Raw genomic sequence first — 15340 nt, 5'->3', positions numbered from 1 at the left:
GACAGTGAGCCACCATGTCTCAAATGGCCCGTTCAGGATTGATGGTTGGTGCCGAACGTTAGCGGCATCTTCGAAACATTGGCTCGAACGCGCATATCGATCGGGCACAAAACAGGTCACATTGACATTCGGGCTGGTGGTGCCCCCGGCTACGAGGGCGGAGCGCACATTGGTCAACTTCGTCACATTTGTGCTGGTCGGCGTCGCCAACGCGGCCTTCGGCTACGCACTGTTTGCGCTTCTTTACCTTCTGCTCGGATCTCATCAACTTGCTATAACACTCGCGACTGCTTGCGGCGTTGTGTTCAATTTTCATTCCACCGGAAAACTGGTGTTTCGCAATCGACGGATTTCCGCACTCCCGCCCTTTGTTGCTGGCTGCGCAGTCGTCTGGCTCGTCAACATCATGCTGCTGAACGAATTAACTACTACTCTCGCAATGTCGCCGCTCACCGGGCAATCGCTTGCCCTCCCCTTTCTCGCTCTGCTCTCCTACGTGATCAATCGCTATCTTGTATTTGGCAGGCCCGATAAAGACGAGCCGCTGTGTTTCAATGAAGAACAGAGCACAAAAGATGCCAACGATGACGCAGAGCGGCTGCGCCCGCGCCAAGCAGCAAGAATGCATCCGGCGACCGATCCGCCATCGTGCAGTTCCAACCGAAATCAGGACGACGGCCAGGATTCGTCCGATGTACGCTGAGTTCAGCGCGGCATCAAGTTGCCTCGGGCGCACGCTGGCACCTGCGACGGATGTTGCATGACAGATTGACGTACTAGCGCTTGGATCGACTCGTACTCATTTGAACGATCCCGAACTGATGAGTCGATCTTCTTCACTCCCATGCCCACCGCGTCATCCCAGACTCGGCCAAATAGTTATCAGCTGAGCCCAGACCGATGTGGAGGTTATGCCGGGCTCCGTGCTGTTGCATCATGTCCGAGGTACCGTCATTGGCGCGAGCACGATTTGATCCCACGCTGCCAGCAGCGCCGAGCGCAAAATAACAAGAAGCTGCTATGGCGGGTGATCCCGTGGCGAACGCAACGAGTCTTCCGGGCCCGGCACGGTTCGTAGTGCTTTGAATTTGCGATGGCTCGACGATGAGCGGGCGAGGCTGACCTCTGGCGCCGCTAAACAGCCCGCGGCTTCTGGGTTCGCTCCGCGTCATCAGCGCGTGAGCGACTCGAAGGAAAAAAAAGGCCAACGCACAAACTCTTCGGCAGGAGTGCTGATTCCGCTCGATGTCGCCCACGCTCCGGAATGATCTCGCCCACCGTTCCGATTTGATGTCACCCGCCATTCCGGGATGATGTCGCCCGGGGTGACGAGCCCTCTTCTGGCTCCGATACAGTCCCGTTTTTTGGCTTTGCGAAGGGGCACCTCAATGCAGACGAGAGGTTTGCGATGCGTCATGTGCGCGATGTGATCAGATTGAAGTCGGCCGGGATGCCGACCCGGGAGATTGCGCGGCGTAGAGCGGAGTCATCCGCCCGGTCGTCTGGTATCTGATGGTCATGCGGCAATCGCAGACGCGCGACAGCTTTCCGCTTGGCCGCGGGCGTCACCACGTCTTTCCAAACGGCCCTTCAGCGCAATGTTGTCCAGCATGGTGATCTGAGGCCGGCAAACTGGACCATTTTTGGCTAGAGTTTTTCCTACCGATTCCCTGGCTGCGAGGAGCGAAGGACGATGAAGGCCTCGAGGTTTTCGGACGCCCAGAAGGCGTTCATCCTGAAGCAGGGCAGTGACGGGGTTGCGGTGGCGGAGATCTGCCGCAAGGCCGGGATCAGCCAGGCTGACCTATTTCAACTGGAAGAAGAAGTACGACGGGCTGCTGCCGACGGAGATGCGACGGCTGAAGCAGCTCGAGGAGGAGAACGGCAAGCTGAAGAAGCTGGTGGCGGACCTGTCGCTCGACAAGGAGATGCTGCAGGATGTGATCCGCCGAAAGCTATGAAGCCTGGCCGGAAGCGCATGCTGGTCGACGAGGTCTGTGGCGAGGGGCCGGTGTCGATCCGCGGGGCCTGTGACGCTCTCGAGTTTGACCGCTCGACCTATCACTACAAGTGCCGTCGCTCCGGCCAGGCTGCCTCGAACAGAAGATCAAGGAGATCTGCCATGTTCGTATCCGCTACGGTTATCGTCGGGTTCACGTCCTGCTCCGCCGCGATGGCTGGCGCCATGGCCAGAGCAAGACGCGGCGCATCTATCGCGAATTGGGCCTGCAATTACGCAACAAAACGCCCAAGCGCCGGGGCAAGGCCAAGCTGCGCGATGACCGCAGGCCGGCCACACGATCGAACGAGACCTGGGCGATGGACTTCGTTCATGACCAGTTGGCGACGGGACACAAGCTTCGGGTGCTTACGATCATCGATACCTTCTCCCGCTGCTCGCCGGCGCTGGCGCCACGGTTCACCTTCCGCGGCAGCGACGTCGCGGAGATACTGGAAAGGGCCTGCAAGGAAGTGGGCTTCCCGGCAACGATCCGGGTCGATCAAGGCAGCGAGTTCGTATCGCGCGATCTTGATCTGTGGGCCTACCAGCGCGGCGTCACCCTGGACTTCTCACGGCCGGGCAAGCCAACCGGCAACGCGTTCATCGAGGCCTTCAACGGCCGCTTCCGGGCCGAATGCCTCAACGCGCACTGGTTCCTTAGCCTTGCAGACGCCCAGCAAAAAGTGGAGACTTGGCGCAGATACTATAACGAAGAACGGCCCCATGGGGCGATCGGCAATCGACCGCCGATTTTGCTGCAAAACCACGTCGGTGCAACCAGCCCGCCAACGTGACAGAGGCGCAAAACTCTAGTTCTGGGTGGTCCAAACTTCGGTCTCGCTACAAGAGCACAATGGACTCTACCAATTCTTGGAGGAGATCGCGGGGCGCAGGTCAGTTAGAAACTCCGTGAGGCTGATATCCTTTGGCCTCATTTACGAGAATGGCAGGAAGATCCCTATGCCAAAAGAGAACCGCTCTGCCAAAAGATAAACCGCTCTGCCAACGGAAGAACCGTCGTCAGTCTTGCTGAACCGGACTCTGGCCGCTCTGTCCGTGGTAACCACAGCGGTTCCTTCCGCTTGGCCACGATACTATAGCGGTGACGGTCTCACTCTCGTCGGGGATCGCTTCGTATCCGGTGTGATGCGTGAACGATGAGATGAGCTGTCGTACCACTGCCAAGCACCATTTAGCCAGCACCGCGCCGGACGGTACAAATGGAAGCGATCGAAGATTAGTGCCTCGCGCATAGTCATGTCTTTGTCTTGGCGAATGCAGTGCTCCGAGCCGAAGCATCGACGAACGAAGAGCTCAGATGCGCTCCCGCCCCTGCGGACAACATTTACCGGAGCGAAAAAAGCACTGCATCAAGGATCGAGAATGACAGATGATGAAGGCGACACGCTACTGAAACAGCTTTGAATGGTGTACAGCGAAGCGAATCACACCGGCTTTCCTTCTATAGACGGCCCATTGGAAGGAGTTAACCTTGAGTGGAAGTGTCATCGATAGTTCGGTTGGGAGACGACCAGGGCAACGCCGACCAAAGTCTCTCTCTATTGTGGTACCCTGCTACAATGAAGAGGGTAGCATCGCTGAGCTCATTAGAAGGTGTCGGCAGAGCGCTTTTGATGTGGCCGGTAATGACTTTGAAATTGTGCTTGTGGACGATGGTTCTGCCGATGGAACGTGGCAGGCAATCTCAGCAGAGACCGAGCACGGGCGCAACATCATTGGCATGAAGCTGTCGCGGAACTTCGGGCATCAAGTTGCGTTAACGGCGGGGCTATCGGCGGCAACAGGCGAGTTGGTTCTCGTTATCGACGCGGATCTGCAGGATCCTCCAGAATTGCTTTCGCCCATGGTAGAGGTCATGAAGCGCGAAGACGCGGACGTCGTATATGGCCAGAGGAAGACTCGCGCTGGCGAAAGCTGGTTTAAGACGAGGTCAGCGAGCATCTTCTATCGCCTGCTGAAACAAGCGAGCAGCCTTTCGATTCCTGTCGACGCCGGTGACTTCAGGTTAATGACGAACCGGGTCGCTCAACTTATAGCGCAGATGCCCGAGCGGGACAGGTTCATACGAGGAATGGTGGCCTCCGTTGGCTTCAAGCAGGCACCGTTCTTGTATGACAGGGATCGGAGGTTTTCCGGCGAAACGAAGTATCCACTGTCAAAAATGGTTCATTTTGCGATCGATGCTTGCCTCGGCTTTTCATCGACCTTGTTGCGCCTATCATCGGCGGCCGCAGCCTTGCTGTTGGTGGCAATCGTCGTGGTCTCCGTCTACTCGCTATATTCTTGGCTTTACCTTGAAGTTGTCCCCGGCTGGAGCAGCTTGATGATTTCGCTTTTGGTCGCGTCGTTCTTCCAACTTGCCTCGCTGAGTATCATCAGCGAGTACATTGGTCGCATCTATCTCAGCACGAAGAACAGGCCACTTTTTATCGTTGATAAGATCAAACGTAGCGGCTAAGTAGTGAGTGAACCTCATTCCGGTTCAGATGATTTTTTGAGTACATTGAGTGCGGTGCGATTTCATCCGCATAGGATCGCAAAGCTCGCTTGATATCCGACGACCGTAGTGTTGTCGTTCCGGCAAATCTGTCAGAGTATTTCTTTAGCGCTGACCTGCCACTGAATTTTCATCCAGTGGCAGTTAGAGTCTCGGTGGTTTTGTAGCGAGACCGAAGTTTGGACCACCCAGAACTAGAGTTTTGCGCCTCTGTCACGTTGGCGGGCTGGTTGCGCCGACGTGGTTTTGCAGCAAAATCGGCGGTCGATTGCCGATCGCCCCATGGGGCCGTTCTTCGTTATAGTATCTGCGCCAAGTCTCCACTTTTTGCTGGGCGTCTGCAAGGCTAAGGAACCAGTGCGCGTTGAGGCATTCGGCCCGGAAGCGGCCGTTGAAGGCCTCGATGAACGCGTTGCCGGTTGGCTTGCCCGGCCGTGAGAAGTCCAGGGTGACGCCGCGCTGGTAGGCCCACAGATCAAGATCGCGCGATACGAACTCGCTGCCTTGATCGACCCGGATCGTTGCCGGGAAGCCCACTTCCTTGCAGGCCCTTTCCAGTATCTCCGCGACGTCGCTGCCGCGGAAGGTGAACCGTGGCGCCAGCGCCGGCGAGCAGCGGGAGAAGGTATCGATGATCGTAAGCACCCGAAGCTTGTGTCCCGTCGCCAACTGGTCATGAACGAAGTCCATCGCCCAGGTCTCGTTCGATCGTGTGGCCGGCCTGCGGTCATCGCGCAGCTTGCGCCTTGACCCGGCGCTTCGGCGTTTTGTTGCGCAATTGCAGGCCCATATAGCGCGACAATCTGGCTGGGAAGCGCGCGACAATCAGGATGGCGAGTCGGTGTCGCGGCGAGGTGATGATTGCCGCGATGATTGTCGCGCGCAAGAGTTTTGTTGGCTCTGATTGTCGCGGAGCGTCAATCAACGAGGGTTTTTGGTGTCGCGTGCGACGGTGGCCGGCCTGGGCCGCGTTTTCGCTCGAGCGCGGTTCGCCTGCGATAGCTCTCGACGTTCATTTCGATGATGGTGGCGTGGTGAACGAGGCGATCGATGGCGGCGAGCGTCATGGCGGGGTCCGGGAAGACCTTATTCCATTCGCCGAAGGGCTGATTGGCGGTGATCAGCATCGAGCGCCGTTCGTAGCGCGCGCTGATGAGTTCGAACAGCACGCTGGTCTCGGCCTGATCCTTGGTGACGTAGGCGAGGTCATCGAGGATCAGGAGGTCGAAGCGATCGAGGCGATTGATGGCGGCCTCGAGGTTAAGCTCGCGCCGCGCCACCTGGAGCTTCTGCACGAGATCGGTGGTGCGGGTGAACAGGATCCGCCAACCGTTCTCGATGAGAGCCAAGCCAATCGCTGCCGCCAAGTGGCTCTTGCCACCGCCAGGCGGCCCAAACAGCAGCAAATTGGCGCCCTTGCCGACCCAGCCGTCGCCAGCGGCAAGCGCGGTCACCTGCGCTTTGGAGATCATCGGCACGGCGTCGAAGTCGAAGCTATCGAAGGTCTTTCCGGCCGGCAGCCTCGCCTCGACGAGATGGCGCTCGATGCGACGGCGGCCGCGTTCGGCGATCTCGTGCTCGGCGATGACGGCGAGGAAGCGGGCCGCCGGCCAACCTTCCTTGTCGGACTGTTCGGCGAACCGTGGCCACAGCACCTTGATGGCGGGCAGCCGCAGCTCGTTGAGCAACAGATTGAGGCGCGCGGTGTCGACGGTGTTGGCCGTGTTCATGCGGCGTCTCCGATCTCGCTGGCGCCGATGAGGCACTCATAGCTGGCGAGCGGGGCGAGCTGCACCATGACCTGCGGCACGCAGGCAGGATCGGGCGCGAAGTGGGCGCGCAGCCGGTTGAGGTCGGGCAGTTGGCCGGCGTCCAGGTCGGCGGCGAGCTGACCGGCGAGTTCGGCCTCGCAGCCGCGCTCGTGCGCCAGCGCAAGCAGATCGACCATGAGCCGGCAGGCTTTCCTGTCCGGCAGCCGTTCGCGCAAGCGATCGAAGGTTCGGCGATAGGCATCGCGCGGGAACAGCCGATCACGGTAGACGAGATTGAGCAGCGCCATTGGCTTGCGCCGCAAGGAATGGATCACGTGCCGATAATCGACGACCTGGTCGTGCTTGCCGTTGGGATGCGGCCGCCCACGCGACAGGGTGACGAGATGGGTGCCGCCGACGAACACGTCGAGACGATCGTCGTAAAGGCGCACCCGCAGCTGGTGGCCGATCAGGCGTGACGGCACGGTGTAGAACACCTTGCGCAAGGTGAAGCCGCCGCTTGACGTCACGCGGACAATCACCTCCTCGTAGTCCGAGGTACGGCGATCCGGCAACGCCTGCAGGGTGGCGCGCTCGTGGTCGATCCGCTTGGCGTTGCGGGCATTGCGGCGGCTGACGATCTCGTCGATGAAGCCGCGGTAGGCGGCGAGATCATCGAAGTCGGCAGTGCCGCGCAACAGCAGCGCATCGGCGATCGTCCGCTTGAGATGGCCGTGCGAGCTCTCGATCGCCCCATTCTCGTGGGCGATGCCGCGATTGTTGCGGGAAGGCCGCATGCCGTAGTGGGCGCAGAGGTCCTCGTATCGCCGGGTCAGATCGTCCCTCGCATTGCGGTCGAGATTACAGAAGGCGGCCGACAGGCTGTCGGTCCGATGCTCCCGCGGTGCGCCACCGAGCGACCACAGGGCATTTTGCAGCCCTTCGGCCAAAGCGACGAAGCTCTCGCCGCCGAGCACGACATGGGCGTGCTCGAACCCGCAATAGGCCAACCGGAAGTGATAGAGGCGATGATCGAGCGGCACGCCAGCGATGGTGATCCCCAGTTCGCCCATGTCGGTGAAGTCGGACAGGCCGACCTGGCCCACTTCGTGGGTCTGGCGGAAGATGACCTCCTGCTCCTCGCCGTGGATCGCCCGCCAGGCGCGGATCCGGCGCTCCAGCGTGCGGCGGATCCCAGCTCCGAGCTCAGGATGACGCCGTAACATCTCCTCGAAGATCGCGACAGCCCGCACGCCGGGGGCCGCCTTCAACATCGGCACGACCTCGGTCTCAAACACACTGGCCAACGGGTCCGGTCGGCGCCGGCCGCGGGCACCTTTCTTCCGCGATGGAAGGCGGGAATCCTTCTCCATTCGATAAGCGGTTGACGTGCTGAACGACGCCTTGGCAGCGGCCACTGGCGGGGTATCGGTCTGACGGTACTTCATGTAGAGCCTCATCTGGTGATCGGTAATGTGTCGGCCTGGCAAGCGAGTGATTCCTCTTGGCGGAAGAACCACTTGCATAACCAACCGGCCGCGATCACCCGACGGCGCGGTCCCCTGTGGATCGCGCCGTCGCTGGGCTCGTAACTCCGGTCGGACTACGCCCTCCCTGCGTCACGAGCCCAGCGACGCTCTCTCATCCTGATTGACGCTCCGCTTCCATCCTGATTGCCGCGCGGCAGGCCCAACTCGCGATAGGCGCGGCGCGTCTTGTTTTGCCCATGACTCCAGCCCTCGCGGCGGAGCAGGACGTGAACCCGACGGTAGCCGTAGCGAACGCGGACATGACAGATCTCCTTGATCTCCTTGATCTCCTTGATCTTCTGTTCGAGGGCAGCCTGGCCGGAGCGACGGCACTTGTAGTGATAGGTCGAGCGGTCAAACTCGAGAGCGTCACAGGCCCTGCGGATCGACACCGTCTGTGCGGCCGCGGGATGTGGCCGAAGTGCCATTGACGACGGCACCGGCGCGTCGACGGAAGAGCCAGGGCATCATCGAGATCGATCTTGGTAGCGGGCCCCGCATCCGGGTCGATGGCGACGTCGATGGAGACGCGCTGCGTCGCGTTCTCGATGCCCTGGTGCGCCGATGATCCCGGTTCCGACAGGCGCGCGAGTGTGGCTCGCGACAGGCTACACCGATATGCGCAGAGGCTTTCCGTCGTTGGCACTCCAAGTGCAGGAGGTGCTGCACAAAGACCCGCTCAACGGTCATCTGTTCGTCTTCCGCGGTCGCCGTAGCGATCTTGTGAAGGTGATCTGGCACGATGGCCAGGGAACATGCCTGTTTACCAAAAGGCTCGAGAGAGGCAGGTTCATCTGGCCATCGGTTGCCGGTGAATCAGTAACGATCTCGCCGGCGCAGTTGAGCTATCTGTTGTCCGGGATCGATTGGCGCAACCCACAAGAAACCCAGCGTCCAACGCGGGTCGGATAGCGTTTTATGGTTTGAATCTGCGGCTTGATCTGATTCACTGGCTTCATGATATCGAAGCCGGACGATCTTCCATCGGACCTTGCGAGTGCCCTGGCGGCGCTGCAGGCCGAGCGTGAGGCGCGGCTACACGCTGAGGCGGTGGCTGCCAGTGTGCGGGCGGAGCTGTCGGACAACGAGGCGCTGATCGCGCATCCCGAGCTGCGGATCGAGAAGCTCAAACGCGAACTGTACGGGCCGCGCTCCGAGCGCACGGCACGGATGCTCGAGCAGTTGGAGCTGGAGCTCGCGGAACTCGTCACCACGGCGAGCGAGGATGAGCTTGCCGCGCAGGCTGCAGCAGCAAAGACGCAGAACGTCCGTTCCTTCACGCGCAAGCGGCCGGGTGCGCAAGCCATGGCCGGATAACATCGAACGCGAGCGCGTCGTCATGGAGGCTCCAACGAGCTGCGCCTGCTGCGGTGGATCGCGGCTGGCGAAGATCGGCGAGGATGTGACCCAGACGCTGGAGGAGATCCCGCGCCATTTCAAGATGATCGAGACGGTACGGGAGAAGTTCACCTGCCGCGATTGCGAGAAGATCAGCCAGCCGCCCGCGCCGTTCCATGCCACGCCGCGCGGCTTCATCGGCCCACAATTGTTGGCGACGATTCTGTTCGACAGTTCGGCATGCATATCCCGCTCAACCGCCAGAGTGCGCGCTTCAAGGCCGAGGGCATCGACCTGTCGTTGTCGACCCTGGCCGACCAGGTCGGCCACGGCACCTTCGGCGTCATGCCGCTCTTCCATTTGATCGAGCGCCATGTGCTCGCGGCCGAGCGCCTTCATGGCGATGACACCACCATCCGTATCCTGGCGAAGGGCAAGTGTACCACCGGACGGATCTGGACTTATGTGCGGGATGACCGGCCCTTCGCCGGGCCCGCGCCGCCGGCGGCGGTCTATTACGCCTCGAGCGACCGACGAGGCGAGCATCCCCAGAAGCATCTGGTCGCCTTCGGTGGTATCCTGCAAGCCGATTGCTACAGCGGGTTCGAACCGTTGTTCGATCCGCAGAAGGCGTGGCCGATTACGCCGGCATTTTGCTTTGCCCATGCACGACGGGGCTTCTTCGAGCTGGCCGACATCGAGAAAAATGCTCGGGAAGGTAAGAAGGGCAAACCGGTCTCTCCGATCGCGCTGAAGGCGGTCAGACGCCTGGATGCATTGTTCGAGATCGAGCGCGCCATCAACGGCCGCGGCGCCGAGGAGCGGCGCGTCGTGCGCCAGGAAAAGAGCAAGCCGCTTCTCGAGGACATGCACGCCTGGTTGCTGCGTGAGCGCGGAACCCTCTCGCGCTCCTGCGAGGTCCTAAAGCCTATGAATTAAATGCTCAGGCGCTGGGACGACTTCGCCCGCTTCCTCGACGATGGCAGGATCTGCTTGACCAACAATTGTGCCGAGTGCGCATTGAGAGGCATCGCCTTGGGACGGCGGAACTGGACCTTCGCCGGCAGCCAGCGCGGCGCCGACCGTTCCGCCATCATGCTGACAATGATCACGACCTGTCGCCTCAACGAGGTCGATCCCAAGGCCTGGCTCGCCGACGTCCTCGCCCGCATCGCCGATCTTCCCGCATCGCGTCTGCACCAACTGCTGCCCTGGGAATGGAAGCTCCTGGGCCAAGTCGGCAAGCCCGCCGGTCAGCAGGCCGCCTGACCTTCATCGCAACGCCATCATAGAACTCGCCGGGCCCGCGCGCACGCGTCAATCGGGCGGTCTTCATCGTATGCGTACCGAGAGCCTGCCGTTCACGAGTTCGAATTGCGGGCCGGATCGCCAAATATCCCACCGAGCCAAATCGCAAACGCCCTCGCACGTGCTTCCGAAATCATAGACGAGCTCGAGTCTCGCAGGAATGCGCGCGCCTGCGCTTACCCAGAGCTATGCCATCAACTGGAATATTTTACGGGTATCCTTGAGAGGCTGACTGAAATGCAGTCGACGAGTTCATCCAGATATATTGCTAGGAGCTCCGGGAGAGATCAACCGCATCGATGTCAGCAAATAGCCTTCCGACTGGCCAAACTCTATGAGACATTGGCTAGGCGTCCGTCGGCAGCAAACCGTCGCACTACTTCCAGTAGCAGTTGGGCGCATCACTGATCTCGACCTTCAGATATCCACAACCGGACCTGTCACTACCTGCTTCAGAATGAACGCCTTTCGGACGTCCGAGAATTTCGAGGCCTTCATCGTCTCCCTCTCCTCCCAGCTGAGGGGATTCGGACTTCGGCGCGGTGCCGATGAACCTTCATGCAGTTCTTTGCCATGTTGAAGGCTGACGTCCGACACGTGCAGAGGTAGTTGGCAATGTAGTTCTTGATCAAATAAACTGCGGCAGATGGCAAAATCGTTGATGCCGTTGTATGAGTATATTTTGAGGATGTGGCACAGAATTGGTTCACCGCCGATCTCGATCAAGGGCATTGGTGGAAGGCGGGTTTGCTCGGAGATTCGGGATTCAAGGCCGCCTGGGAAGATCACAGCTTTCGCCTTTGGCTCCATTTCTGGCTATCCGTCTACTTGTCGCCTGGCTTCGCGGCAGGTCCGCTCCGCCAGCGCGACGGGGCGTACGGGCTTAAACAAATACTGCCTGGCAGGTCTCGGAAACCCGTCGATGATAGGTGGATCCAGAGTAGCGGCTTCGACGTAGTCCGCCTGCCCAGCTCCAAAGGACGCCATGACACTGGCTTGGTCTAGACGGTACGGGCCCTCCGGCTCAACCAATAGCCATGCTTTAGCCAGATCGGCGCAGTTCTCATGTCCGAGCGTTACCGCCGCTACTGCGTTGCTGCCGGGATATCCCCCCAATTGCCATGGTAAACCGAGCGCTCGCGTCTCGAGCACATAAAGTAGATTCGGCGAGATGCCAGTGAGATCGATCGCCGGGGTACCGACTTCAAGGCCAGCCGAACGAGCCTGGGCTATGGCCGTGGTCAGATAGTCGTGGAAGGATTGAGAGAGCACCAATTTTCCACCACGCGGCAGGGGGGTGACCGCGGTATAAGCGCGCAGATCTCTCACCTGACGGAACGGCTTGAGCATGCCGGTATTGATTACTGATGCGGTGAGCAACTGCGCCAACACCGTCAGTGGCAATAGGGTGGCGACGCTGCGTCCCTGTTGCACAAGAGGGCTGAGCAAGGCAACGACCGCGAGCATCCAAAACAAGGCTGCGAGCGAACAGTTCCACCAGTAATTGGCCATGGAGCTCAATGTGAGAAGGGTGGGCACGACAAAAAAGGTTAGCGCCAGAGTGATGCTCGTGCGAGCTTGGCTGCGAAGAATCATTCCCTTGCGATAAAACATCGCCCCAAGGCATATGAAGGCTGGTACCAAGAACAGGGTCGAGAACTTGATGCTGATCGGATCGATCCCCAACAGCGCAATCGCCATTGTTAGGAACAACACCGTGGCGAGAGCCAGCACTAGGAGCAACTTGTACGTAGACCCAATAAGAATGCTGAGCGGCAGGGCTGTCGCCAATAACACAGCTATAGCGAGTTCCGAGCTACTGGTGGCGAGCCACTCGATATGAAAAATGCGAGACAACTTATGCCCGGCACCGAGCATGGTTATCCCCTCAGCGCCGTTGACCATACGGGTCACCAGCCCGGTGATGCCCCCGCCGATCAAGTAGACGGTAACGATCAGTAGAGCGAGAGCGACCAGCACCGCGCTGTGCATGTGCAGTAGCGACTTTCGACGCAAAACGACGACATAGAGCAAAACGACGAGGGCGATGGCCGCAGCGCTGGCCGGCCTGGCCATGAAGCAGCACCAGCCGCCAAAGCCGACCAGAATCCCTCCCAAGACTTGGCGCATGCTTCCCGGCCGATCGGCAAACAGCAATCCGATCATCACAATCAGGACCGATTGAAGGTTCAGTGTGTAGTAGTTGGGGGTTAGCGGAAACCAGCCCTGAAAGGCGGCTAATCCTAGGCTGGCGATCCCTGCCGATAATATTACAACATGTAGCCAGCCCATTGTCCAGAAGCGCTGGACCACAAGGAAGCTTAGAGTCCAGCTCAGCATCATGGTGAGCGTGATGTTCGCCACGCGAAGCACCGCGATGTCGCCATCCGCCCACTCATATGGCCAGTGATAGACGAAGCGAAAAAGGGTCGGCGGAATATCCATTGCGTAGGCGAATGGGTTCGCGATGGAATTAAGCCACATACCTTCGTCGGTGAGAAAGAAACCGTAGCTGCTGTAGTATAGCAACCAACCGAAAAGGACTGTTGTGGTTACGGCGGACAGAGCCAGCAAAATCCGATCCAGCAAGATTGATAGGGTCCTTCCGTTGGCGAAGCGGTCGTCTCTTGACATATGACCTTCCTGCTAATCTCGTAGAGAAACCCCGATCCAATGATATCAGCTCGGGGCGCTTCTAACTGACATGAGTCCCGCAGATCTGCTCCCAAGATTGGTAGAGTCTATAACCGAGCGTCGGCGTCGATGGAGTTACGACGAAAAGGTCCGTCCGGTCGAAGAGACCTTACCAATCCTCAAATTGATCGACCGATGTAGGCCCAATCGCGGAGCGCGATTGACATGATCTTCCACGGCTGATCGATGAGGCTGTTCCAAGCGTAACATCAGTGATCGACGATGTCGTCATAGGATTTGAAGACGCGGTTTGACAGCCAATTTTGGCGCATGAACTGCCAGATATTTTCCTGGCTGTTCAGCTCGGGCGAACGCGGTGGCAACGGCATCAGCGAGATGTTGTGCGGGATCTTCAGCTCGTTCACTCCGTGCCACCCAGCCTGATCGAGGATGACGATGGCGTGGGCACCAGGGCTGACCTTGCTTGCGATCCCGTTGAGAATGGCCTCGCTGTTGCAGAAGGGCAGAACCAGTGCCGCGCCGGTTCCGAGCTCCGGGCACACGGCACCGAACAGGTAGGTCGATTGCGTACGCTGGTCGTGAGCGGCCCGCGGCCGCGATCCTTTTCTGGCCCAGCGATAGGTGAGCTTGTTCTTCTGCCCCACCCGCATCTCATCCTGGAACCACACCTCTACCGGCGTGTCCGGCGCAAGGCTGCTGCGGATTTCCTCCACGCGGGCGTGGACGTTTTTTTAAATGCCTCGATCGCCTCGCCATCCTGCTTGTACACTCTCGGCCGGGCGCTGACGTGTGAGAAGCCGAGGTCCTTGAGGGCTCGATAGACCGTATCGTCTGACACCGCGATGCCGAACTCCTCATGCAGCCGCATGATCAGGTCACAGGCCCGCCAGCGCACCACGCCATGGACGGGCGGGGTCGGCCCTTCGTCCACGATCCGCGCCAGAAACGCCCGGTGCTCCGTGTTGAGCTTCGCCGGCGCACCTGGCGCGGGGACATTGATCAGACCATCAGGCCCTTGCGCGTTGAACCGGATCACCCAGTCGCGAAGCGTCAGCCGGTCCATCCCGCCGACCTTGGCGGCCTCCGCCCGCGATGCGCCATCGAGCACGGCAGCGATCGCCAGAAGGCGCCGGACCTGATCGCCGTCCTTCGCCCGCCGCGCGAGCCGACGCACCTCAACCGCTGTAAAATCCGTTCGAACCGCAATCGGCTAGCCCATGGCAACTCCCTCCAGTTGCCATGTTGAATCATCTATCCTCTGATCCGGGAATGCCCGCCGTGAGCCAGCACCTCAGCGGATTGGTATTACAGCCTCTGCGGCATGGCACACCCGCACGGGCCGGTTCATAGCCTGCTGTTCACCTGGCGTTGACAAGCGCGCCAAAGACGACTGGGCGGAGATGCTGCGCCTGCCCTTGTTCCCGTCGAGATCACGCCTATAGCGGCTCCGATCTCGAGCTGCGCACCACAACTGGCGTCCTCCCCGCCTGCGCAGCGTGCAAGGGCTGGAATCATCGAGATTGAGCCCGGGCGCGGCTGTCGGGTTCGCGTTGACCGTGACGTGGATGTTGAGGCGCTGCAGCAGGTTCTTGAGCTCTTGCGACGACGATGATCCCGATTCCGAGCGGCGTCAGAGTCTGGACCGCCACTGGCGACACCGATATGCGTCGCGGCACGCCAAGCCTAGCTCTCACAGTTCAGGAAAGCCTGAAGCGCGATCCTCATGCTGGCGATCTCTACATCTTCCGGCGCCGCAGCGGGCGCTGTGGTCAAGATTCTTTGGCATGATGGGTTGGGCATGCCGCTCCATGCCAAGCATCTTGATCATGGGAAGTTCATATGGCCATCAACGTCGGACGGCGCAGTATCGATCTCAGCGGCGCAGATGGCCTATGTGCTGGAGGGGATCGACTGGCGTAGTCCGCAACAAAGCTGGCGACCGAGAAGCGCGAGTTAACTCAAAAACTCTGCGGCTTTTGGCATTTTGGGGAGTCACAACGCTTCCAATCTGTGCTTCACTGTGGTGGACGTTGAGCGCGACGCTGTTCCGGATGACATCGCGGCCTTGAAGGAGGCCTTTGGCAGATCACCGCTGAGGCTTCTGAGTGAGAACCTAACAAAACCTCTAATCATGGATTTCGGTCTGTCCAGGACAGCTACGTCATGGCTTATGTGCCGCAACCACTAACGCCCATCGTGTCGCCGCGCGGGTTCAGCCCCACCTGAAGATACCGCACAA

10 protein-coding genes and 5 pseudogenes are annotated in these 15340 nt (G+C 59.9%); 8 read left to right on the top strand and 7 right to left on the bottom strand.

The features are described 5' to 3' along the window. Positions 1 to 169 precede the first annotated feature (169 nt). From XH93_RS10170 to XH93_RS10160, 4 genes and pseudogenes are all read left to right on the top strand, one after another. On the top strand, positions 170 to 703 hold the full coding sequence (locus tag XH93_RS10170) for a GtrA family protein (protein ID WP_210340468.1): 534 nt from the start codon (positions 170 to 172) through the stop codon (positions 701 to 703). 990 nt (positions 704 to 1693) lie between these two features. After that, positions 1694 to 1961 (top strand): annotated as a pseudogene (locus tag XH93_RS43020) (transposase). A 109-nt stretch (positions 1962 to 2070) separates the two neighbouring features. After that, complete coding sequence (locus XH93_RS10165; RefSeq protein ID WP_371814963.1) at positions 2071 to 2796, top strand: IS3 family transposase; 726 nt, start codon at positions 2071 to 2073, stop codon at positions 2794 to 2796. A gap of 770 nt (positions 2797 to 3566) precedes the next feature. Then, complete coding sequence (locus XH93_RS10160; protein WP_246799700.1) at positions 3567 to 4481, top strand: glycosyltransferase family 2 protein; 915 nt, start codon at positions 3567 to 3569, stop codon at positions 4479 to 4481. 252 nt (positions 4482 to 4733) lie between these two features. Here XH93_RS10160 and XH93_RS10155 read toward each other — a convergent pair. From XH93_RS10155 to XH93_RS10140, 4 genes and pseudogenes are all read right to left on the bottom strand, one after another. Further along, positions 4734 to 5325, bottom strand: a pseudogene (locus XH93_RS10155) (integrase core domain-containing protein); the annotation flags it as partial. Positions 5326 to 5437: 112 nt separating this feature from the next. Next, positions 5438 to 6250, bottom strand: coding sequence for an IS21-like element helper ATPase IstB (gene istB, locus XH93_RS10150; RefSeq protein ID WP_210340453.1), 813 nt, complete (start codon positions 6248 to 6250; stop codon positions 5438 to 5440). After that, on the bottom strand, positions 6247 to 7797 hold the full coding sequence (istA, locus tag XH93_RS10145; protein ID WP_194473139.1) for an IS21 family transposase: 1551 nt from the start codon (positions 7795 to 7797) through the stop codon (positions 6247 to 6249). The genes istB and istA overlap by 4 nt, the downstream gene beginning before the upstream one ends. Before the next feature lie 143 nt (positions 7798 to 7940). Beyond that, a pseudogene (locus XH93_RS10140) lies at positions 7941 to 8192 on the bottom strand (IS3 family transposase); the annotation flags it as partial. A 172-nt stretch (positions 8193 to 8364) separates the two neighbouring features. Between XH93_RS10140 and tnpB (XH93_RS10135) the strand changes: the two are divergent. Then, complete coding sequence (gene tnpB / locus XH93_RS10135) at positions 8365 to 8712, top strand: IS66 family insertion sequence element accessory protein TnpB (protein WP_194473374.1); 348 nt, start codon at positions 8365 to 8367, stop codon at positions 8710 to 8712. Positions 8713 to 8757: 45 nt separating this feature from the next. Continuing rightward, positions 8758 to 10407, top strand: a pseudogene (locus tag XH93_RS10130) (IS66 family transposase). Between the two features lie 456 nt (positions 10408 to 10863). Here the strand turns inward: XH93_RS10130 and XH93_RS10125 are convergent. The 3 genes and pseudogenes from XH93_RS10125 to XH93_RS10115 all read right to left on the bottom strand — a co-directional run bounded on the left by XH93_RS10125 (position 10864) and on the right by XH93_RS10115 (position 14308). Further along, on the bottom strand, positions 10864 to 11256 hold the full coding sequence (locus XH93_RS10125; protein ID WP_194473373.1) for a hypothetical protein: 393 nt from the start codon (positions 11254 to 11256) through the stop codon (positions 10864 to 10866). Positions 11257 to 11262: 6 nt separating this feature from the next. Beyond that, entirely contained in the window at positions 11263 to 13080 is a 1818-nt protein-coding gene (locus XH93_RS10120; RefSeq protein WP_194473372.1) for a hypothetical protein, read from the bottom strand. Between the two features lie 179 nt (positions 13081 to 13259). Next, positions 13260 to 14308: pseudogene (locus XH93_RS10115) on the bottom strand (IS630 family transposase). A 401-nt stretch (positions 14309 to 14709) separates the two neighbouring features. On the opposite strand from XH93_RS10115, the gene tnpB (XH93_RS42715) reads away from it, so the two are divergent. Next, complete coding sequence (gene tnpB / locus XH93_RS42715; protein ID WP_210340467.1) at positions 14710 to 14889, top strand: IS66 family insertion sequence element accessory protein TnpB; 180 nt, start codon at positions 14710 to 14712, stop codon at positions 14887 to 14889. Continuing rightward, positions 14825 to 15058 (top strand): IS66 family insertion sequence element accessory protein TnpB, encoded by a 234-nt coding sequence (gene tnpB, locus XH93_RS42710; protein ID WP_371814962.1) that lies wholly within the window; start codon positions 14825 to 14827, stop codon positions 15056 to 15058. The genes tnpB (XH93_RS42715) and tnpB (XH93_RS42710) overlap by 65 nt, the downstream gene beginning before the upstream one ends. Positions 15059 to 15340: the final 282 nt, after the last annotated feature.

It is taken from the genome of Bradyrhizobium sp. CCBAU 51753 (genome assembly GCF_015291565.1).
In the GTDB taxonomy this organism is placed as follows: Bacteria; Pseudomonadota; Alphaproteobacteria; order Rhizobiales; family Xanthobacteraceae; genus Bradyrhizobium; species Bradyrhizobium ivorense.
The sequence above is the reverse complement of the archived record's forward strand: the minus strand, read 5'-3'. Positions and strand labels throughout refer to the sequence as shown.

Excerpts from the sequence above, each read along its gene's own strand:
- tnpB (WP_371814962.1), top strand. The coding sequence starts at position 14,825 with ATGCTGGCGATCTCTACATCTTCCGGCGCCGCAGCGGGCGCTGTGGTC.
- tnpB (WP_194473374.1), top strand. The coding sequence starts at position 8,365 with ATGATCCCGGTTCCGACAGGCGCGCGAGTGTGGCTCGCGACAGGCTAC.
- XH93_RS10125 (WP_194473373.1), bottom strand. The coding sequence starts at position 11,256 with ATGGAGCCAAAGGCGAAAGCTGTGATCTTCCCAGGCGGCCTTGAATCC.
- XH93_RS10120 (WP_194473372.1), bottom strand. The coding sequence starts at position 13,080 with ATGTCAAGAGACGACCGCTTCGCCAACGGAAGGACCCTATCAATCTTG.
- istA (WP_194473139.1), bottom strand. The coding sequence starts at position 7,797 with ATGCAAGTGGTTCTTCCGCCAAGAGGAATCACTCGCTTGCCAGGCCGA.
- tnpB (WP_210340467.1), top strand. The coding sequence starts at position 14,710 with ATGATCCCGATTCCGAGCGGCGTCAGAGTCTGGACCGCCACTGGCGAC.
- istB (WP_210340453.1), bottom strand. The coding sequence starts at position 6,250 with ATGAACACGGCCAACACCGTCGACACCGCGCGCCTCAATCTGTTGCTC.